Origin of the sequence: Leeia oryzae DSM 17879 (assembly GCF_000376945.1) — a bacterium.
GTDB classification, from domain to species: Bacteria; Pseudomonadota; Gammaproteobacteria; order Burkholderiales; family Leeiaceae; genus Leeia; species Leeia oryzae.
In genome coordinates, this window is sequence record NZ_AQXU01000016.1 from 1 (window position 1) to 19,117 (window position 19,117).

General features: G+C 53.8%; 20 protein-coding genes. 8 read left to right on the forward strand and 12 right to left on the reverse strand.

The window, feature by feature from the left end; translation table 11 throughout:
* Window positions 1-327: 327 nt before the first annotated feature.
* Together F552_RS0103430 and F552_RS0103435 are read right to left on the reverse strand one after the other, a co-directional pair.
* Window positions 328-1,140: a ferritin-like domain-containing protein gene (locus tag F552_RS0103430; protein ID WP_018150320.1), complete on the reverse strand. Its 813-nt coding sequence runs from the start codon at window positions 1,138-1,140 to the stop codon at window positions 328-330.
* Window positions 1,137-1,829, reverse strand: coding sequence for a DUF599 domain-containing protein (locus tag F552_RS0103435; protein ID WP_018150321.1), 693 nt, complete (start codon window positions 1,827-1,829; stop codon window positions 1,137-1,139). Before F552_RS0103435 ends, F552_RS0103430 begins: the two co-directional genes overlap by 4 nt.
* Window positions 1,830-2,011: 182 nt before the next feature.
* On the opposite strand from F552_RS0103435, the gene F552_RS0103440 reads away from it, so the two are divergent.
* Both F552_RS0103440 and F552_RS0103445 read left to right on the forward strand, forming a co-directional pair.
* A complete protein-coding gene (locus F552_RS0103440) occupies window positions 2,012-2,542 on the forward strand; it encodes an RBBP9/YdeN family alpha/beta hydrolase (RefSeq protein WP_245546653.1) in 531 nt (176 codons plus the stop codon).
* A 25-nt stretch (window positions 2,543-2,567) separates the two neighbouring features.
* Entirely contained in the window at window positions 2,568-3,797 is a 1,230-nt protein-coding gene (locus tag F552_RS0103445; protein WP_156802212.1) for a GGDEF domain-containing protein, read from the forward strand.
* Window positions 3,798-3,874: 77 nt separating this feature from the next.
* Here F552_RS0103445 and F552_RS18405 read toward each other — a convergent pair whose 3' ends face one another.
* Both F552_RS18405 and mscL read right to left on the reverse strand, forming a co-directional pair.
* Complete coding sequence (locus tag F552_RS18405; protein ID WP_018150324.1) at window positions 3,875-5,434, reverse strand: DEAD/DEAH box helicase; 1,560 nt, start codon at window positions 5,432-5,434, stop codon at window positions 3,875-3,877.
* Window positions 5,435-5,834: 400 nt separating this feature from the next.
* Window positions 5,835-6,263, reverse strand: a complete 429-nt coding sequence (mscL, locus tag F552_RS0103455; RefSeq protein ID WP_018150325.1) for a large conductance mechanosensitive channel protein MscL — start codon at window positions 6,261-6,263, stop codon at window positions 5,835-5,837.
* A 131-nt stretch (window positions 6,264-6,394) separates the two neighbouring features.
* On the opposite strand from mscL, the gene F552_RS0103460 reads away from it, so the two are divergent.
* Window positions 6,395-7,351: an RsmB/NOP family class I SAM-dependent RNA methyltransferase gene (locus tag F552_RS0103460; protein ID WP_018150326.1), complete on the forward strand. Its 957-nt coding sequence runs from the start codon at window positions 6,395-6,397 to the stop codon at window positions 7,349-7,351.
* A gap of 37 nt (window positions 7,352-7,388) precedes the next feature.
* On the opposite strand, the gene rlmM is transcribed toward F552_RS0103460, so the two are convergent.
* The gene (gene rlmM / locus F552_RS0103465; RefSeq protein WP_083917417.1) at window positions 7,389-8,522 is read right to left on the reverse strand and encodes a 23S rRNA (cytidine(2498)-2'-O)-methyltransferase RlmM; all 1,134 of its coding nucleotides are present in this window, start codon (window positions 8,520-8,522) and stop codon (window positions 7,389-7,391) included.
* Between the two features lie 271 nt (window positions 8,523-8,793).
* Between rlmM and F552_RS20295 the strand changes: the two genes are divergently transcribed.
* Entirely contained in the window at window positions 8,794-8,967 is a 174-nt protein-coding gene (locus F552_RS20295) for a DUF3149 domain-containing protein (protein ID WP_211208214.1), read from the forward strand.
* A gap of 107 nt (window positions 8,968-9,074) precedes the next feature.
* On the opposite strand, the gene F552_RS19925 is transcribed toward F552_RS20295, so the two are convergent.
* Entirely contained in the window at window positions 9,075-9,473 is a 399-nt protein-coding gene (locus tag F552_RS19925; RefSeq protein ID WP_018150329.1) for a YMGG-like glycine zipper-containing protein, read from the reverse strand.
* A 138-nt stretch (window positions 9,474-9,611) separates the two neighbouring features.
* Here F552_RS19925 and F552_RS0103480 point away from each other — a divergent pair, with 138 nt between their 5' ends.
* Window positions 9,612-10,010, forward strand: coding sequence for a YchJ family protein (locus F552_RS0103480; RefSeq protein WP_018150330.1), 399 nt, complete (start codon window positions 9,612-9,614; stop codon window positions 10,008-10,010).
* A 7-nt stretch (window positions 10,011-10,017) separates the two neighbouring features.
* Here F552_RS0103480 and F552_RS0103485 read toward each other — a convergent pair whose 3' ends face one another.
* Together F552_RS0103485 and F552_RS0103490 are read right to left on the reverse strand one after the other, a co-directional pair.
* Window positions 10,018-10,500 (reverse strand): SRPBCC family protein, encoded by a 483-nt coding sequence (locus F552_RS0103485; RefSeq protein ID WP_018150331.1) that lies wholly within the window; start codon window positions 10,498-10,500, stop codon window positions 10,018-10,020.
* 169 nt (window positions 10,501-10,669) lie between these two features.
* Entirely contained in the window at window positions 10,670-12,013 is a 1,344-nt protein-coding gene (locus tag F552_RS0103490; protein ID WP_018150332.1) for a glutamine synthetase family protein, read from the reverse strand.
* A 182-nt stretch (window positions 12,014-12,195) separates the two neighbouring features.
* Between F552_RS0103490 and F552_RS0103495 the strand changes: the two genes are divergently transcribed.
* The gene (locus F552_RS0103495; protein WP_026182363.1) at window positions 12,196-12,828 is read left to right on the forward strand and encodes a LysE family translocator; all 633 of its coding nucleotides are present in this window, start codon (window positions 12,196-12,198) and stop codon (window positions 12,826-12,828) included.
* A 67-nt stretch (window positions 12,829-12,895) separates the two neighbouring features.
* Here the strand turns inward: F552_RS0103495 and F552_RS18415 are convergent, their stop codons facing one another.
* From F552_RS18415 to F552_RS0103515, 4 genes are all read right to left on the reverse strand, one after another.
* Window positions 12,896-13,582: an HAD family hydrolase gene (locus F552_RS18415; protein ID WP_018150334.1), complete on the reverse strand. Its 687-nt coding sequence runs from the start codon at window positions 13,580-13,582 to the stop codon at window positions 12,896-12,898.
* Window positions 13,583-14,992, reverse strand: coding sequence for an exonuclease domain-containing protein (locus tag F552_RS0103505; RefSeq protein ID WP_018150335.1), 1,410 nt, complete (start codon window positions 14,990-14,992; stop codon window positions 13,583-13,585).
* Between the two features lie 111 nt (window positions 14,993-15,103).
* Entirely contained in the window at window positions 15,104-15,739 is a 636-nt protein-coding gene (locus F552_RS0103510; protein ID WP_018150336.1) for a Clp protease ClpP, read from the reverse strand.
* Window positions 15,740-15,769: 30 nt separating this feature from the next.
* Window positions 15,770-16,963, reverse strand: coding sequence for a multidrug effflux MFS transporter (locus tag F552_RS0103515; protein ID WP_018150337.1), 1,194 nt, complete (start codon window positions 16,961-16,963; stop codon window positions 15,770-15,772).
* A 255-nt stretch (window positions 16,964-17,218) separates the two neighbouring features.
* On the opposite strand from F552_RS0103515, the gene F552_RS0103520 reads away from it, so the two are divergent.
* Window positions 17,219-18,400 carry a 50S ribosomal protein L11 methyltransferase gene (locus F552_RS0103520; RefSeq protein ID WP_018150338.1) on the forward strand — a complete coding sequence of 394 codons (1,182 nt, stop codon included), beginning with the start codon at window positions 17,219-17,221 and terminating at the stop codon, window positions 18,398-18,400.
* 343 nt (window positions 18,401-18,743) lie between these two features.
* A complete protein-coding gene (locus tag F552_RS0103525) occupies window positions 18,744-19,109 on the forward strand; it encodes a cupin domain-containing protein (RefSeq protein WP_018150339.1) in 366 nt (121 codons plus the stop codon).
* The last annotated feature ends 8 nt before the right edge of the window (window positions 19,110-19,117 follow it).

Genomic DNA, 19,117 nt, shown 5'->3' on the forward strand with positions numbered 1-19,117 from the left:
TCTTTTCTTGACTGTGTAAGCACTTATTTCTTTGCAGACCCGAAGGTCTTTGTCCGAAACAAGCACTCACACTTATCGGTTGTTCGTTTGTTAAAGAGCAGTTGCAACCAACTTCAAACTTTCGTAAACTCAGCGATTAATCGCTTCGTTTCGTCGTCTGCGTCAGCAGCAGAGATGCGAACTATACGCACCATCTCCACAACCGTCAACTCCTTTTGACGACATCTTCTGCAAATTCACCCAAAATTCACAATAAACCCCTGTTTATATTGGGAAATTATTTTACAGGGATTTTAAACCTATCAGGCAAATGCATGCACGGCCCTTTCAGGTATTAGCGTATTCCGTCAAAACGAGCATTTCTTCTTCTGTAAATCCGGCTTTACTGCGGGCCTCTTTGTTCATCTCCCCTTTATGTCTGGGGGCATCAAACTGCGGCAACATGGCACGGAATGTGTCGACAGGATCCAGGCCACGCTCTTTGCACAACCATCGGAACCAGTGATTACCAACGGTGACATGCCCCACTTCATCCCGGAAGATAATATCCAGCAGGGCGGCTCCTTGCTGCTCGCCTGCGGCAAGCAAACGGGCCTGTAGTCCGGGCGTCACATCCAGCCCCCTTGCCTCCAGCATCCTCGGGACCATGGCCATCCGGGCCAGGAGATCGTGCGTGGTTTTTCTGGCCATCTCCCAGAGCCCGTTATGGGCGGGGAAATCACCGTAATCGAAACCAAGTTCTCTTAATCTGGTGCGTACCAGCAAAAAATGCTCTGCTTCTTCTTTGGCGACCCGCAGCCAATCGTTATAAAACGCGGTGGGCATACCCGGGAATCGGCAGACGACATCCAGGGCAAGGTTGATGGCATTGAATTCAATATGGGCAACAGCATGCAACATGGCGGCACACCCCTGCACGGAACCAAGCCGGCGTCTTGGCACCTGATCCGGCGGGACAAGCACGAGCCCGCTGGGTAGACCGGCACATTCAATGTGCTCTATTGCATTATCACTAATTTCTAGTTTGGCATCTTGCCATTGGACCCACAGGGCTTGCGTCAACGCAGCTTTTTGATCGGGATTGCGCTCTTTCAGTGCGTTCGCTGCGAGTGTCTGTATGGAATTTGTGACCATGATCATTCCCGCATGGCATCCAGCGCTGGCGAAGCAAAGTCTCTGCGATAGAGCACAAAGACCACCAGCGACGTTGTCAGAAAGACGGCCGCGGGCTGAATGAACCATGCAATGGCTGCCAATCCAAAATAATAGGCACGGATGCCGCTGTTGAATTCATCACCCGCATAACTATTGAGTTTGGCCAACCGCTCTGCATAACGGTCAGATTGAGCAATCGGCGTATCTGTTGGCGGCGTAGCGCCTAGCAAAATGGAAAAGAAGTTGAATTGGCGGAGTGACCAAGTGAATTTGAAATAGGCCACCACAAAAACCGATACGAGGAGCAGCAGTTTTAATTCCCATAGCTCTCTGCTGGCTTCATGCATGAATGGTAGATCGGCAGCAAAAGACATGACTTTATCTACAGTACCCATTAATGCAAGCAAACCTGCCAGCACATAGATGGTGGTCGACGCGTAAAACGAGACACTATGCATCAGATTACCGACGAGCGCGGCATCTGCGACGTGCAGGCCTCTGCGCATGACGGATTTCGCCCAAGCCAGTCGATGAGTGTGGGATGCACCAATCAGGCCATGCCGCGCAATGGGTGCACGATCGGCCAACCAGCTATAGCCAATCCAGCAAACAAAAAACCAGATGACGGCCAAAACGTCCAGTAAAGATAGTGAAATCAATAATTTGTGCAGCATGCCGGTCTCTTTTTGACAGTAGGATGAATTACTTGCGGTTTAATTAATTTTGAAAACAAATAAAAAGCACGTCTGCCATTTTTATGATAATGTACTCGTTTGATTTGATCAAAATCATGCAGCATCAAGATATAAACCAAGTATTTTAGTCGAATGCTTTGAGGATATATACATTGAGCAAGGTGATTATTGTCCCCGGATATTTAAACTCCGACCCTGATCATTGGCAAACCCGGTGGGAAAAGCTGTATGCCGGGACCCGTGTAAAACAGCATGATTGGGAGTTTCCAGTCATGACGCAATGGGTGCAAGGGTTGGATGATGCGATCAGGCAGATAAATGATCGGGTCGTGCTGGTTGCGCATAGTCTTGGCTGCAGCACCATTGCATTCTGGGCCAGAAGCGTTTCCGCCGAAACACTGGCCAAAGTAGATGGCGCGTTATTGGTTGCGCCACCGGATACGGAAGCGCCAGATTTCATCCCCGCTATCCAGGGCTATGCGCCACTCCCGCAAACACGCCTCCCTTTTCAGAGCATCCTGGTCGCCAGTAGTGACGACCCCTACTGCAAACTGGAGCGTGCGGAACAAATGGCAAACCACTGGGGGAGTACATTTAAAAAGCTGGGGCCCTATGGCCACATCAATACGGCAAGCGGGTTAGGTGAGTGGCCAGAAGGCCAGCGCTGGCTAGCAGACATTACGCATTCATGATAACGCCGTTCGCCTGGTACCGTTTGTGAATATCCGCCCGACTCCCTCTTCCACCGACAGCCTGCATGGCACACGCACGGATCAGGTCAAGCACATGTATGACATGAGTGCCAGCCTGATTTTTCTGGAGCCTGTCGGTTATGTGCTGGTGGCGAGACTGCTTTGGCATGATTTGGCTCACGACTTGTTGAGCTACTGGATCAGCGCACTATTCTTGTCGTGGCTGTTTGGCTTGATCACCAACCGGCGGTTTACCCTTTGCAAGCCCGAAGAAAAAGCGCATTCACAGTGGTTAAGCCTGAAATACTTTCATGCCAGCCTGTGCAGTATCAGCATGACGGCTGGCAGCATGCTCGTGATGCTGACAGATGCATCTACGACCTCTATCCTGGTAGTTTGCATGTTCCTGAGCATGGCATCTGCCATTACCTCGATTATCTATAGTGCCGTCAGGGGCGTATTAGCTTTATATAACGCCATGATCTGGCTCCCCATGTCGGTCATGCTCCTGATGCGTGATGACGAATTCTTGATGACGTTAGGCATAGGCTGCCTGGTCTGCATGGCAGCCATGCTGCTTATTGGCCAGCGCCTGAATCAATACCTGATTGCAGGCTTTGATTCCAGAGTGGCGCATTCTCAGGCAGTACAGAAGCTGGCCACGTCAAAATCCAAACTGGAAAAAGCATTGATTGCAACCCGGGGTCTCGCTTTCAGGGATGAATTGACGGGATTATATAACCGACGGCAGCTATGGACCCGGATGGAGCAAGAACAGGCAAGATCGGAAGCCATGCGGCATCCGCTCTGTTTTGCCTTGATGGATCTGGATCATTTCAAGCAAATCAATGACCAGTTTGGTCACCCGGCGGGGGATGTCGTCTTGAAAACAATAGCGCAACTGGCGCTGGAAGAGTTTCGAGACAGGGATGTTGTGTCTCGGTATGGTGGTGAAGAATTTGCCGTTATTTTGCCTAAAACCTCGTTATCCGAAGCAGAAAGCTCAGTGCAGCGATTTTGCAAACGGGTTGCGGAAGCACATATCGTACTGGAAGACTCCCCTATACAAACAACGATTTCGATCGGGGTGACTCAATACCGGCGAGGTGAGCAGATTAAAGACACCATTGCCAGAGCGGATCAGGCCTTATATCACGCCAAGCGCAAAGGCAGAAATCAGGTCATGAGTGACTTTGATGTACTGAACGGACTAACGTCTCTGGATGAAGTGACCATTCGGCTAGATAAAGACTGAAGAAATTCGCCCGCCTTGTCATGCCGACATAACAAAAAACCCGCACAAGGCGGGTTTTTTGTTGGGGTGAGCCCAGCTTAGTCTTCGTAACGACGACGGGCTGGTGCACCTTCACGGCTACGGTTGTCACGGCTGCCACCATCACGGAAACCGCCTTGAGCACCTGCTGGACGTGGCTTGCGTGGAGGACGGGCAAACTCGGTACGACCGGCTTCGCTGCCTGAATCCGCAAAACGGCGTGGTGCGCCACCATCACGTGGTTGCTGATCACCAAATGCCGGACGCGGACCATTGCTGCGCTGGCCTTCTGCACCGTAACCTTGCTGACGCGGTGCGCCAGACACGTCACGATCACGACCCCAGCCACCTGGACGGCGACCGCCTTGTGCGTTTTGAGGACGGCCACGGCCACCGGCACCAGCAGGACGACCACCAGTAGGACCACCTGGACGCTGTGGCTTGATGCGTGGTTCCAGACCAGGTACAACTGCAGCGAAAATGCGGTTGCCGATGAAACGTTCGATACGGGACAGCAGACCACGTTCGCGTGGGGATACCAGAGAAACAGCGGTACCACTGCGACCTGCACGACCGGTACGACCGATACGGTGAACATAATCTTCTGCATTTTTTGGTAGATCGTAGTTGATCACGTGGGTGATGCCGTCCACGTCGATACCACGGGCAGCCACATCGGTAGCCACCAGCACACGTACATGACCGTTACGCAAACGGGTCAGGGTACGGTTACGTTCACGCTGAGGCATATCACCGTGCAGTGCAGCGGCTGACATGCCTTGCTGAACCAGATGATCTGCCAGGTCGTCTGCATCCAGCTTGGTTGCAGTAAACACGATAGCCTGTTGCAGGGTGTCATCACCCAGCAGGTGGCTCAGCAGTTTGCCTTTGTGTGCCAGATCATCTGCGTAATGCAGACGCTGGTCGATTTTGCCTTTGTGAGCAGCGGTAGGTGCAATCTGGATACGCTCAGGCTGACGCAGCAGCTTGGCGGCCAGGGTACCCACAGCGCCATCCAGCGTTGCAGAGAACAAAGCGGTCTGACGGGTAGCTGGGGTTGCCAGGGCAATCGCTTCTACGTCGTCGATGAAGCCCATGTCCAGCATGCGGTCAGCTTCGTCCAGTACCAGGAATTCCATTTGAGACAGATCCAGGCGACCACGTGACAGGTGATCCAGCAGACGACCAGGGGTAGCAATCAGCACTTCCACCGGACGTGACAGCAAACGGTTCTGTACTGGGTAAGGCATGCCGCCCACGATGGTTACCACGTTGAAACGTGGGATGAATTTGCCGTATTGAACCGCTGCGTCAGCAACCTGGGTAGCCAGTTCGCGGGTTGGCACCAATACCAGGGCACGTGGGCCGAAGTAGTTGTTTGGACGAGCAGTTTCGTTAATTTTTTGCAAAATTGGCAGCAAGAACGCTGCGGTCTTGCCAGTACCAGTAGATGCAGAAGCCATTACATCTGTACCGCCCATCAGAACAGGCAGTGCAGCAGCTTGAATCGGGGTTGGTTCTTCGTAACCGGCTTCAGACAGGCCACGCAAGATGCGGGCGTGCAGGTTGAAATCAGAGAACAGCACGGTGCTGTCGGCGGTATCCAGATGATCCGTCATTATATTTGGTTCCTAAGCTTGAAAAATTAAAACGCAAGCAGGGCACCCGCTCAGCATCCGAATGCTGAAAATGGGCAGCATCACATCAACGGCCAAGTGACTAAACCTGGTCATGAGCGATTTTGAACATCTCTTGTGTAGAGTAATCTGCTAGCGCACGACATCGACGCTAACCGAGAGAGCGGCTCTAAAGGCCAACTCAATTTGACACGCGACCAGAAAAGGTGCGGAAAAAAGTCAGGGTACGATGCTTTGCCCTTAATGGGCCTTCTTGTATCAACGATTGATCAAGAAGGGCGAACTATACGTGAAGTTTCTATATAAATCAAGCAGATATTTGCGATTGGCTTTTGACGGCATGGAGACGGTCAGCGAAGTTCGTCTCCATGCCGGTTGAACATCAGCGTTTTAGCGAGTCACGGATTTCGCGCAGCAACAGGACTTCTTCGGTTGGTTCTGCAGGCGCAGCGGGCGTTTCAGCCTCGACCTTCTTGAAGCGGTTGAGCTGTTTGATCATCACGAAGACAGAAAACGCAACAATCAGGAAGTTGACCACAGCGTTAACAAACACACCGTACTTGATCACGACGGCACCTGCTTCTGCGGCTTCTTTCAGGCTGGTGTAAGGACCCGCGGCTTTTGCGCCCTCTTTCAGCACGAAGAACAGATTGGAAAAGTCTACATTGCCAAGAATCAGACCAATGGGGGGCATGATCACGTCGTCCACCAGCGATTTTACGATGGCGCCAAATGCCGCACCGATAATGACACCAACGGCCAGGTCAACGACATTGCCCTTCATGGCAAATTCTTTGAATTCTTTTAACATGGTGTAAACCCTCCGGAAATGAACGAATGAATAATGGCGGTTTTCATGATTTATTTTGCCTTGGCACGATGGCAACCGCCTCACACTTGGTAAACTAACAAAATTGCAAACAATTGTCTTCTATTTAGCATATGACCACTCGCCTGCCTGAGCTGTTTTTTGAAAAACTCCAACAGATAATCCCTGCCGACAGACTGGAAAGTGTGTTGCAGAGCTTTGCCGCTGAAAAGGCGATTGCATTTCGTATCAATACATTGAAAGCGGATATCGAGGAGACCGTTGCCGCGCTTCGCGCTGCCGGTTTTGATTTGACGCCAGTTGACTGGTATGCCGCTGCCTTTACCTTGCCACCGGCACAGAAACGGGCACTGACAGAAACTGTACAGTTCAGGGACGGGCATATTTATATCCAGAACCTGTCGAGCCAGATTGCCCCGATTGCCTTGGCGCCACAGCCAGAAGAAACCGTACTGGACCTGGCGGCTGCGCCCGGCGGCAAAACTACCTTGATTGCGGCATTGATGCAAAACGAGGGACGACTGTCTGCGGTGGAGCCGGTACGCGACCGGTTTTTCCGGCTGAAGGCCAATCTGGATCAGCAAGGGGTGACGATGGCCAGAACCTACATGACGGACGGCCGGAGTGTGGGTAACAAATGCCCCGCCATGTTCGACCGGATTTTACTGGATGCGCCCTGTTCGTCCGAAGCGCGGTTTGACCTGAATGATGCGGACTCCATGAGCCACTGGAGCCCGGCCAAGGTGAAGGAAACCTCGCACAAACAGCGTCGTCTGTTGTTGTCTGCGATGTATGCCTTGAAACCCGGCGGGAAGTTGCTGTATTGCACCTGTGCGTTTGCACCGGAAGAAAACGAATTGTCTGTGGCACATCTGCTACGTGACCATCACGATGAAATGAGCATTGTGCCGATCGAGCTTCCTGCGGCCTTCCCGAAAGACGTGATCCAGCCAGGACTGACCAGTTGGCAAGGCAAAACGCTACCTGACGACATGGTAAACGCCATTCGCATCTTGCCAGATGTGATTCATGACGGGTTTTTCATGTGCATGTTGCAAAAAAAGGCCTGACGGCCTTTTTTTACTGACGTGTGATGCGCTGCACGGCTTAGCGCTTGTTGGTACGCTGGCGTGGCGGACGATCTACCGTCATTTTGCGCACATACACTGTGATTTCTTCACGGTCGTGATAAAGCTGTTTGGCTTGCAGGCTATGTTTGATGCCTGCGCCATCCAGCGCTTCATGAATCACGTTAAAGCAGCGGGCCACTTCGGCCAAGCGCTTTTTCATGGGCAGTTTCAGGTTGAAAATGGCTTCGCGGGTCAGACCTTCTACAAACCAGGTGGCCATGAGATTGGCGACCCGGACCGGTTGTTCGACCATATCGCACACCAGCCAGTCGACCGGTTTATCCGGGCGGAACTTGAAACCATCCTGACGCAGGTGCTTAACCTGCGGGTGACCCTGAACGGAACCCTTTAGCGGCCCGTTATCAATTGCAAACACTTTCAGACCACGCGTGACCAACTGCCACGTCCAGCCGCCCGGTGCTGCGCCAATATCGACACCGCGCATGCCTTCCTTGAAACGCTGGTTGGCTTCCTGGTCTGTCATGAAGACATGAATGGCTTCGGCCAGTTTCAGGGTGGAGCGGCTCGGCGCCTCAAACGGCATGCGCAAGCGCGGAATGGCATTTGGCCATTCGTTGCGGTTGCCATGTTTTGCCAAAGCAAAGTGGACCGTTTTCATGTCTGGCCAAAAAAGGACCAGACGATGCCCATCCGGATCATCCGTCAGGTAGCCGGCTTCAAAGGCGGCATCGGCCAGTTTCTCGCCAAAACGGCGACAAAATCCGGACAGCGACTTGGCTTCATTGGTATCGGCGGTTTCCAGCCATAGCTCCCCTACCCGGCTTGGCAGTTTGGACATGGCGTCAAGGACCGGGGTCAGGCGGTCTTTTTCTGGCAAGTCTGTCAGCATGGCGACTTCGAACAGGATTTGCCGGGAAAAGATAAGGCCGGAGATTTTTAGCCCCAGCAGCCCCATATGCGGTATTCTTTTGGGGACGAGGCGTACCATGCCGCCACCGGCTTTCCATTCGGCTTTGATTTCACCTTCTTCGGCGTGCGCCATCTGGATGGCTTCTTCTGCGCATTCAGATTCGAATCCTGCACGACAATAGAGAATGATGGCGGAACATGGCCAGTTGGGACGGGGGTGATTACGGTGCTGATTTGACATGATTCTTTACTTGCGGATTTCTATTGGCGCGATTGTCCTCTGTGGGGGGGCAGATAGCAAGCAGGAAATACACCCGAGGAGATGAACGCCGTGGGTACCGAAGTTTGACTTGAATCAGTAATACCCCTAAAGATTGACAGGTTTTTACCCTGCGACAAATTGGCGCATCCGATTATTGACCAAGATCAAAGTTCTCGCCCCCTAAAAGGATTGATATATGCATATTGTAATTTTGTGCTTATTAATCAAAGTCGTTTGTGGGAGAAATACCATGCAAGAGCTAATGAAAGAATTGTTTACTACTGATATCGGTCTGCTGAGCCTGTTCACGATTGGCTTTGTATTGGTCATCGGCATCTACATTTACAACTTTGTACGCCGCCACGTGGCTGAAGATACCGCAGCACACATGCATGACGAAGATACCCATAAAATCAGCCACTGATTTGTTGTGATTGATTTGTAGTTACTGCCCCTCTCCGGCAAGTACAAAAACAGCCCGTCAAGGGCTGTTTTTGTTGGCGCTACCTTTATGCAGATTCCGTATTCAGGTTAATCGTAGCGACGGTAGTAATAGTTGTGACGGTAATCATCATGCCGGTATTGGCCAAGATGCAATCCGTTATCATGATGGAAGCGTTTCCAGTGGCGTTTGCCATGGTCGTGATCGTCATCGTCATCGTAGTAATAACGTGGCTCGACGTACCGTACTTCTCTCACGACCGGTGCCGGGCGGCTTCTTCTGTGGGTATCGCTACCGATTGCTGCACCTGCGGCACCACCGATAGCAGCCCCGAGGATGGCGCCGTCGCGGTCGCCTACTTCGTGCCCGACCACAGCACCAACACCAGCGCCAATCGCGCCACCAATCCATGTATTGCTGCTGATACTATCTGCTTGGGCAAACGTGCTCAGCGCCAGAAAGCCGACCAAACCAAGTAGTTTTTTCATGATGTTACTCCTGTCTGCGTTGGAACATGGGGCCAGTATGTCACTGGCGAGCTGAACCGAACCTGAACACAAGTTACATCGCGTTTCTGGCGATCTGGATTAAAATACCAGCCCGAACCGTCGTTGAGTACATGCCAGATGAAAGCCAAACCTGTTGATCTTTGCCCATGTGGCAGTCAGCGCCCTGCCAGCGCCTGTTGCCTGCCGTTGCTGGACGGACTGCGACCAGCCGCGACGCCTGAAGCACTGATGCGGTCCCGCTATGTGGCGTATGTACTTGGTAACGAGCCTTACCTGCTACGAACCTGGGCGGCAGAAAATCGTCCGGACTCATTGGGACTTGCGGATGATACGGCAACCAAGTGGCTGGGATTAACGGTGCATCATGCCAGGCAAGCAAATGACCGTGAGGGAGAGGTGCGGTTTACCGCCCGTTACAAGGTACAAGGTAAAGCCCACCGGCTGACCGAGACCAGCCGCTTTCGTCTGGAAGGTGAGCAATGGGTGTATGTGGATGGCGTGATCGAGGAAGCTTAACCCTTGCTTACAGGGTTGCAACCAGTGCTTCTAGCTGGTCAGTCGCCTGATCCCAACCGGGGTGAAACCCCATCTGCTCATGCATTTCCCTGTCCGCCACCGTCCAGTGCATTACCCGGGCGGTGTAGCGGGTATCACCATTCACGTCTTCAAACGTCAGGACAACCGTCATGAACGGTTTTTCCGAAGGTTCCCATGCCGAGGTGTAGGCATCGGTAAACACCAGTTTTTCGTTCGGAACAACTTCCAGATACACGCCATGGTTGGGAAATTCATTGCCATCGGGTGCACGCATGATGATTCTGGACGCACCACCTGGCCGCACATCGACTTCTACCACGGGCGTGGTATAGGGCCTGGGGGTGAACCATTGCTTGAGCAGCTCGGGCTCTGTCCATGCGCGATAGACTTTTTCACGCGGGGCATGGATGAGACGGGTCAGTACCAGTTCCCGTTCGGTTGTCGGTAGGGATTGCGGATCAGGGCTCATGAGAAACTCCTTGCATCATCCGGCCGGTCAGGCCAGAACAACGGATGGTTTTTAGCAGTTTGGCATAAGCAATGCCCCAAGACAATGCGCGATTCATACGACAAAAAAACATCCCCGGTCCAAGTACATGGAACCGGGGATGTTTGCCGGGGCAACCCTAGCGGGCAGATTAAATCTGGCCAGCCAGGTAGCGGCGCTCCCAAGGGGTGATTTCGCTATAGAAACTTTGCAGCTCGATCTCTTTGGTGGCGATGAAGGCATTGGTGAACTCTTCGCCAAAACAGCGCTTGGCGGTGTCATACTTGGCCATGTCGGCCAAGGCGGCATCCAGTGTGGCAGGCAGCGTTGCTTCGCCACCGTAGACATTACCGGTTGCAGCTGGAGACGGATACAGCTTTTCTTCGATACCCAGCAGGCCGGTTGCCAGGCTGGCGGCCAGTGCCAGGTACGGGTTGGCATCACACCCTGGCAAGCGGTTTTCGACGCGGCGAGCCGCTGGCGAAGAGACCGGTACGCGCAGACCGACGGAGCGGTTGTCGATACCCCATTCCAGGTTGATTGGCGCAGCAGAGCCTTTGACAAAGCGGCGGTAGGCGTTGACGTTAGGTGCCAGAATTGGCATCACATGCGGCAGATAACGCTGCATGCCGGCGATGAAATGATAGAAGGTATCGCTGGCTTCGCCATCTTCTTTGCTAAATACGTTATTACCGGCTTCATCCACAATGCTCTGGTGAATATGCATGGAGCTGCCGGCTACCCCGGCCATCGGCTTGGCCATACACACTACCAGCAGGCCGTGCTTGGCACCGACTTCACGCATTGCATATTTGAACAGGAAGGTCTGGTCAGCCAGTTTCAGCGGGTCACCATGTTTCAGGTTGATTTCGAACTGGCCTGGGCCCATCTCGTGTACGAAGGTATCGCCATCGATCTGCAGCACTTCCAGTGCTTGCAGCAGGTCATCCCAGAATGCGCTAAACGAATTCAGGGCAGAGAAGCTGAAAGATGCCTGGCCTAGCTCGCGACGACCCAATGGGTCTGTTGGCGGCTGCAATGGCTGGTTTGGATCCGGATTCGGGGCCAGTACGTAGAACTCCAGCTCTGGCGCCACAATGGCTTGCCAGCCGCGCTTTTTGTACTGTGCCAATACGTTCTTCAGAACAGAACGGGATGCCAGTGGCGTCAGTGAACCATCGTTGTCTTCACAGTCGTTGATGACCAGTGCACGTGGCTGAGGCGCCCAAGGCACGGCACGCAGGGTGCTGTAGTCTGGCACCAGGGTTGCGTCCGGGTCATGCTCGCCGTAAAAACGGTAATCAGGATAATCGCCGGTGACGGCCTGAATAGGGATGGCACGTGCACAACGCACGACCTGACCATTCATGAAACCGGCGGCAGGTAATGCCTTCCCACGTGGAATGCCGTTAATGTCAGGAAAAATACATTCCACTTCACGTGCTTTTAATGCGGTTAAAAACTCGGTGACCTGGCTTGGTACTACATTTGACATGTCGATAATCTCATCAGAACAGGCAACTTGCCTTATTTAATATTCCGCATTGCGAAATCAAAATCCGTTATGCGGTTCATTTGAAAAGTCTATCAGAGACCAGACCTTAGGGCTAGTCTCACCATCGCTAAATCGCTACACTGCAAAAAGAATACTGTATTCACAAATCCGGGGGAATGAAAATGCTCATCAGTCATGCACTGATCCTGTTCACACTGACGGCTGCGTTGCTTACCATCACCCCAGGGCTGGATACTGCGCTGGTGATGAGTACCTCCATGCGCCGTGGAGGACGCTCTGGCTGGGTCGCGGGCTTGGGGGTCTGTGTGGGCTGCCTGTTATGGGGGCTGCTGGTTGCACTTGGGCTGGGGGCGCTGCTGGAGGCCTCTGGCAAGCTGTACCAGTTACTCAAAATGGCAGGTGCGCTATACCTGATCTATATCGCCATTCAGCTATGGCGACGAAAGGAAAGCACTGCTGACGTAGAAAGTACTGACAGCGGACTGGTCCAGCAGCAGTCTGACATGCAGCTGTTCAGACAAGGGCTGCTGACCAACCTGCTGAATCCGAAAATCGGTATTTTCTACGTGACATTTTTGCCACAGTTCATCCCGCCCCATGTCAATGTGACGGCATTCAGTGTGCTGCTGGCGAGCATTCATGCCATTGAAGGCATGCTCTGGTTCGGTTTGCTGGCCATGCTGGTGGGACAAAGTCACAAAAAGCTGGATATGCAGCGCTGGCAAAAGCCGGTCGACAAGCTCACCGCTGTGGTATTCATGCTGTTTGGCGGCAAGTTGCTGTGGGATAAGTAATAGCGAAAACATGCAAAAAGGCGGCCCGGGATGCGACCGCCTTTTTGCATGTCTGGATAACGTCAAATCAGATGAGTGGCGCTTTAAAACCACCTTTGGCGGCCAAGTGTCTGGCGGCAGCCTCTAGCGATGGGCAGACGGTAATGCCATGCGACAGTAGCTCGGTGGTGGGCGGCTTCAGGTCCGGAATCATGATGGGGGTCATACCGGCGGCCAGTGCGGCGCGAACGCCTGCTTCGGAGTCTTCCAGCACCACACAGTGCTTGGGTTGTACTCCCAGACGAGACGCCGCTTCCAGAAAAATATCCGGTGCCGGTTTGCCGTTAACGACTTGATCGCCCCCGATCACATGCGGAAAACGATGCAGTACGTTGACGCTTTCCAATTTCTTTCTGGCCATGTCATGGCGGGTAGACGTAGCCACCGCCTTGGGCAATGGAATACTTTCCAGCCAGTCCAGCATGGTATGCAAGCCAGCCTTGACCGGGATACCGTTGCTGAACAGGGCTTCTTCATAGCGCGCCTTGAAGCGCTCCCGCACCGCGGCGGCATCAAACGTCGGACCAAACTGCTGGGACAGAAAGATATCGGCATCGCGAGAGTTACGCCCCAGTAACTGCATGGCGATCTCGATGGTCATGTTAAACCCGTGGTCTGCACACGCCGCCATGCCAGCTTGCTGGGCGATACGCTCGGTATCCAGCATCAAGCCGTCCATATCGAATAAAACGGCTTCTATGATTTGAAGGGTCATTTAGGTGCTTTCTGTCAGTAAGTGAATCGCCTCTGGCGGGACGGTTCTGATCTGCTTCTGGATGATCTTGCAGATATCCGGGTCAAAATTGGGCTGGGCGGTTTCCAGCAGTTGCCGTGCATCTTGCAGCGTACGGGCGGTGCCCAGATATCGCCAATCGTCGATGACGTGGTAGTCGGTATGCAGACCACTGGCATCGGCTTCTGCAATGGCCACCGCCCCCGGATACGGCCAGGATGCCAGCCGTAACTTGTTCATGGCGGCTTCCAGTCGGGCATTGTGGAAAGACAGCGGCTCTTTGCCGACACATGCCCCGTCGCATCGCTTCATGTGAAAATTGAAACAAGGGCTGTTGTTGCGCTTGCCGGCAGTTTCCAGCCCCGCATAAATCAGACACAGGCGATAACCGTCTGCCAGTTTACGCAACGCCGCCTGTGCCTCTTTAGCAGAATGGAACAATCCGTATCGAATTTCGTCCTTGCCGGGTAATTCATTGGCCTTGACCAGCACCGGCAACAGTGCCCCGCTCCCTTGCGGTTTGAGTATCCAGCTGCAAGCACTGTTCGTCGCCCGCAATTGCGGGTTGTAGGCGGGTTTACCGGACTTGATGAGTGAGGCTTCCAGCAACACGGCACCAAACTCGCCACAGGTCTCGGTAGCGGCCACCCGCCGGATCTGGCGGATCATCTCTTTCACGCGGCTATCTTTATGCTCGCCACTGAAATACGACAATACCCGCTTGCGGATCTGGCTGTGTTTGCCCACATACAATAACGTATCGTTCTCGCCATACAGCCGGTACACCCCTACCCCTTCGGGCAAGGCATCCACGCTATCGGCATCCACCCCCTCCGGCAGGGTTGGCTGCTGCACCATGCGTGTAATTTCTTCGACCACCTTTTCCTTGCCGAGTTCTTTCTCTGCGGCCTGAATAAACTGCCAGAGCAATTCGGCATCGACCAGCGCCCGGTGACGGTTTTCGGCAATCAGCCCGTGCCTGGCGACGAGCGCATCCAGATTATGTTTGTAATGCTCCGGGTACAAAGCCTTGGACAAACGTACAGTACACAGGGTATTGGCGCGGAACGGGCGCCCGAGGCGGGCAAAGGACTGTTTGAGAAAACCGTAGTCAAAGCGGGCATTGTGGGCAACAAACAGCTTGCCTTGCAAGCGTTGCAATACCTCGTCTGCCACCGCTTCAAAGGCTGGTGCATCGGCCACCATGTCATCGTCAATGCCGGTTAGCTGCTGGATAAAAGCTGGAATGTGCTGCCCGGGGTTGACCAGGGTACTCCACTGGCGAACACCGTCAGCGTCTACTTCAACAATGCCGATCTCGGTGATGCGGTCTTTATGGATGGAGGCGCCGGTCGTTTCCAGATCGACAAAAACATAGCTTGGGGTAGTCATGGGGATGAAGTGTAAGAGAAAACAGGCGGAACCTCCAACAACAGGCCGCCTGTTTTTCGGTCATGAATAAGATTTCCGGGGTTGCCCAGGGCGTGTGCCGATGGTTGCGGCTTACTTTTTATCCGCTACTGGCTTGCGGCTTTTGCTTGCGGGTTTATCCTGCCCGCCTTTGTTCATTTGATGCAAGCGCTTGCGGATGGCATCCGAATCCAGCCACAAGTCTCCCCCTTGCAAAATGATCTCGATTTCTTCATTGCTCAGGAACGGATGGCAGATGCGCTTCATGACTTTCTCGAACCACTTGCCGACCGCCAGAATCTGGGCGTGCTGTTCATTGCCTTTGCCGATAAAACTGCCAGAGTAGTTATGGAACATCAGCTGGCAGTTATCGTGTACGTACAGGTCATCGCCCGCCAGGAAAAGCAGAGCGCCCATCGAGAAGGCCCGAGCCTCCAGCACCGTTACCACGCGCGCGCTGGAATCCAGCATATTGTTGATGATCTGCAAACCGGTATCAAAATTGCCGCCCGGGGTGTTCAGATGCAGATAGATGACATCGGTTTCGCTCGCGGTACGCAAGGTATAAAGCATCTCGGCATACGCCATGGGCGATTGCAGCTCGCCAGAGATGTAATACGAAATCTGGCGGATGGCTACCTGACGCTCGAAGCGCTGGTATACAGGCTCCGGCGGCAGATCATCTTCCATGTCATTCTGGATGCCGTTCTGGCTGTTCGGGATAGTCATGTTGGTCTCCTGTCACCCGCTGCAAGCGGGTTATAACGCATGTGGCCGGAACCGGAAAGACAGCAACCAGCTTAACAGGCCTGCTGCCACTAATCCTAGCATGCCAAAAGACAACCACAATGCCGATTTGGACAACAAAGGCGACACCACGCCGCTGGTAAAGCCCGCCAGCCCAATCTGGATGGCGGACTGCAATGAAGCTACCATGCCCCGGCGCAGCGGAAACAGGTCCAGCGCCACCAACGTGACACTGGTAGACGATAGCGACATGCCGCAGGTATAGATCATGACCGGCAGAATGGTCCACGGCAATGCCGGATGCCATATGGCATGGTAGGTCACATTAAACACGGCTGCGGTGCCCATGATGGCAAACGCACAGCCCACCGTGAAACGCGTGGAATACTTGCCCGCCATTTTGCCGGATAACCAGCCGCCGACAAAAATCCCCGCCACCGCAGGTACGAACAGGTAACCGAATTCGGCGCCTTCCAGCCCCAGATGGGTGGTTAGCAAGACAGGCGCAGAAGAAATATACAAAAACAGGCCCGAGAAATTCAGCGCCACGGTCAGTGCCACCATCAGGAAGGCCGGATCAAACGCCATTTCTCGATACCCGCCGGCCAGATCACGCGGCGACAACGACTGCCGCTTGTGCTCCAGCAAGGTTTCCGGCAACAGTTTGTAGCAGGCATAGAGCAGCACGGAAGTCAGGGCGGCCACAAACAGAAAGATGGAATGCCAGCCAAAGGCTTCATGCAGAAAGCCGCCAATTACCGGTGCAATACCCGGCGCCAGCGAGAAGATCATGGTGACCTTGGACATCAGTTGCTGCGCTTCGTGTCCGTCAAAGCGGTCGCGAACCATGGCCCGCCCTACCGTAATGCCCGCACCGGCCGACAACCCTTGCAGAATGCGGAAAAACATCAGGTATTCAATGCGATACGATGCGGCACACCCAAAGGTGGCCACCGCAAAAACAAACAGCGAGACCAGAATGACCGGCCGACGACCGATGGCATCCGAGATGGAGCCGTGCCAGAGCATCATCACGCTGAACGCCAGCATGTAAGCCGTCAGGGTTTGCTGCACCTCCAGCGGCGTGGCATGCAGACTGCGACCGATCTCAGCAAAGGCTGGCAGATAGGCATCTATGGAAAATGGCCCCAGCATGGCAAGGCATGCAAGGATGGTGGCCAGAGACCAGTTTTTGCTTTTATTCATAAGGTCCGGATTTCTTTAATGATTTTTGTCACGCACGTTTCAAGGGTGCCGGTCGGGATGTCAACGGGTTAAGGCTCTATCATCCACCAATATACAATATACGAACAGGTACAGTTGAATTAAAACCCGGGTGAAGCCGCATGGCAGCACCACCCGGCCAACCCGTTTTGCATAAGATAGGAGGAATCCGGTACAGGCTGTTAAAATACCCTCCGGGCGGGTTCATCCAAGCCGCCAATCCATCTGAAAGATTGCATGACTACAGCGCAAGCAGCGACACATTCACCGGTACAGTCAGGGCAAGCCCCCTTTGCTGCTATCCACTGGACAGAAAATGACCAGCCACACAGCGCCCGCTGGCGCTCGGAAAACGGCACGCCGGCACCAGACACCGTGATCTGTGTGGATGACCAGATCAGTGCCAATGAGGCATTCCGTCTGGCAGAAAGCGGCACCGGCCTGTTGTGGCGTGGTGACTATCATAATGCGCGTCAATTATTACTGGCCCTGACCCGTCGGGCAGACCGACCACCACGCAATCCGCCTAAACCACCGGTTGATGCCGCCGAGTCGTTCCAGCGGCACCGGCAAGGTCTGGCACGCAAAGCAGCCATTCTGTCTAAATTGCTGATTCAGGTTGATGCCGAGCACCGCATTCCGTTGCGGCGTGCCCAGGATGTGCAGCAGGCGTGTCTGGAAGCCTACGGACCTGCCAGTGAAACCTATGTGGTCGCCCTGAAAGAATTGCTCGGTTTGATTGGCGCGCACGAGTGGCGCAAGAACGGTGTGCCTGTTCCGGCTCTGGGCGGCAAGAAAATCCACCCGCATTATGGTGTGTTTTCCCCGGTTCGCGGCGAATACGTCAAACTGGTGCTGGACGCCCCTATCCGGGACAAATCCCTGGCGTTTGACATTGGTACCGGCAGTGGCGTGCTGGCAGCGGTGCTGGCCAAGCGTGGCGTCAAACAGGTGATCGCCACCGACCAAGACCCGCGTGCCCTGGCATGTGCGGCCGAGAACCTGGGCAACCTGGGTTACGCTGACCAGGTCAAGGTGACCGAAGCCGACCTGTTCCCTGAAGGACGTGCGCCATTGGTGGTGTGTAATCCACCCTGGGTGCCTGCCACCCCGAGCTCTGCGATTGAATATGCGGTGTATGATCCCGACAGCCGGATGCTGCGCGGATTCTTGTCCGGCCTGAAAGCCCACCTGAGCGAAGATGGCGAAGGCTGGCTCATTTTGTCGGATCTGGCCGAGCATCTCGGATTGCGGGCCCGCAAAACCTTGTTGGGCTGGATAGACGAAGCCGGACTGACAGTACTTGGGCGCATCGGCATCCGCCCACAGCATCCTAAAACCAAAGATACCCAGGACCCGCTGCATAAAGCCAGGGCCGCAGAAGTGACTTCACTCTGGCGACTGGGCATCAAGGGCTGAAGCTTAAAATTCTGAACATTAAAAAGCCCCTGCGATCTTTTCATCGCAGGGGCTTTTTAATTTGCTTAGGCTGACGCAATTTTTATTATGTTTTAGTACCGCCACTTACATGTTTGTCCAATCACATCGTAGCTGCTTAATAAAGTAGCACGAACACAGACCTTTGTACAAACCAAACTGCGAACATTTGTGAATTTTCCATTTAAATACAACAAGTAAGCGCGATTTTTGCATGTCATCAGCATTCATGCCTCGCCCCGGCCGACAGACACGCATTGCCAGCAGGCGATGTTGGCTGCACAATTCGGCCATTGTTTGATCAGACAGCGACAGATTGCACATCATGAAACACATCACGACACTCCCGCAGCCGGCACCCGACGCAGAGATCGACTACCCCAAACCGGAGCGATTGGTGACGGGCAACCCCAAGCGGACCACTTATAATTACTTTACCAGCAGCAATAGTGGCATGGATGCCGGTATCTGGTGCTGCGAAGCAGGTGCGTGGCGCATTGCGTTTGCCGATGATACCGATGAGTTCTTCACGGTACTGGAAGGCATTGTTCGCCTGCATGACGAAGCCGGAATCGTCAAGGAGATCGGCCCCGGTGAGGCAGCCGTAATACCGGCTGGCTTCAAGGGTATGTTTGAAGTGGTCGAACCCGTCCGCAAGTATTATGTCATCGTAAAACGCACCGCGGCCTGAACCGCCGC

Excerpts from the sequence above, each read along its gene's own strand:
- F552_RS0103505 (WP_018150335.1), bottom strand. The coding sequence starts at position 14,992 with ATGACTACCCCAAGCTATGTTTTTGTCGATCTGGAAACGACCGGCGCC.
- F552_RS0103435 (WP_018150321.1), bottom strand. The coding sequence starts at position 1,829 with ATGCTGCACAAATTATTGATTTCACTATCTTTACTGGACGTTTTGGCC.
- F552_RS18405 (WP_018150324.1), bottom strand. The coding sequence starts at position 5,434 with ATGACGGATCATCTGGATACCGCCGACAGCACCGTGCTGTTCTCTGAT.
- mscL (WP_018150325.1), bottom strand. The coding sequence starts at position 6,263 with ATGTTAAAAGAATTCAAAGAATTTGCCATGAAGGGCAATGTCGTTGAC.
- F552_RS0103460 (WP_018150326.1), top strand. The coding sequence starts at position 6,395 with ATGACCACTCGCCTGCCTGAGCTGTTTTTTGAAAAACTCCAACAGATA.
- F552_RS0103480 (WP_018150330.1), top strand. The coding sequence starts at position 9,612 with ATGAAAGCCAAACCTGTTGATCTTTGCCCATGTGGCAGTCAGCGCCCT.
- F552_RS0103515 (WP_018150337.1), bottom strand. The coding sequence starts at position 16,963 with ATGAATAAAAGCAAAAACTGGTCTCTGGCCACCATCCTTGCATGCCTT.
- F552_RS0103520 (WP_018150338.1), top strand. The coding sequence starts at position 17,219 with ATGACTACAGCGCAAGCAGCGACACATTCACCGGTACAGTCAGGGCAA.
- F552_RS20295 (WP_211208214.1), top strand. The coding sequence starts at position 8,794 with ATGCAAGAGCTAATGAAAGAATTGTTTACTACTGATATCGGTCTGCTG.
- F552_RS0103430 (WP_018150320.1), bottom strand. The coding sequence starts at position 1,140 with ATGATCATGGTCACAAATTCCATACAGACACTCGCAGCGAACGCACTG.
- F552_RS0103525 (WP_018150339.1), top strand. The coding sequence starts at position 18,744 with ATGAAACACATCACGACACTCCCGCAGCCGGCACCCGACGCAGAGATC.
- F552_RS0103510 (WP_018150336.1), bottom strand. The coding sequence starts at position 15,739 with ATGACTATCCCGAACAGCCAGAACGGCATCCAGAATGACATGGAAGAT.
- F552_RS0103485 (WP_018150331.1), bottom strand. The coding sequence starts at position 10,500 with ATGAGCCCTGATCCGCAATCCCTACCGACAACCGAACGGGAACTGGTA.
- rlmM (WP_083917417.1), bottom strand. The coding sequence starts at position 8,522 with ATGTCAAATCAGCACCGTAATCACCCCCGTCCCAACTGGCCATGTTCC.
- F552_RS19925 (WP_018150329.1), bottom strand. The coding sequence starts at position 9,473 with ATGAAAAAACTACTTGGTTTGGTCGGCTTTCTGGCGCTGAGCACGTTT.
- F552_RS0103495 (WP_026182363.1), top strand. The coding sequence starts at position 12,196 with ATGCTCATCAGTCATGCACTGATCCTGTTCACACTGACGGCTGCGTTG.
- F552_RS0103490 (WP_018150332.1), bottom strand. The coding sequence starts at position 12,013 with ATGTCAAATGTAGTACCAAGCCAGGTCACCGAGTTTTTAACCGCATTA.
- F552_RS18415 (WP_018150334.1), bottom strand. The coding sequence starts at position 13,582 with ATGACCCTTCAAATCATAGAAGCCGTTTTATTCGATATGGACGGCTTG.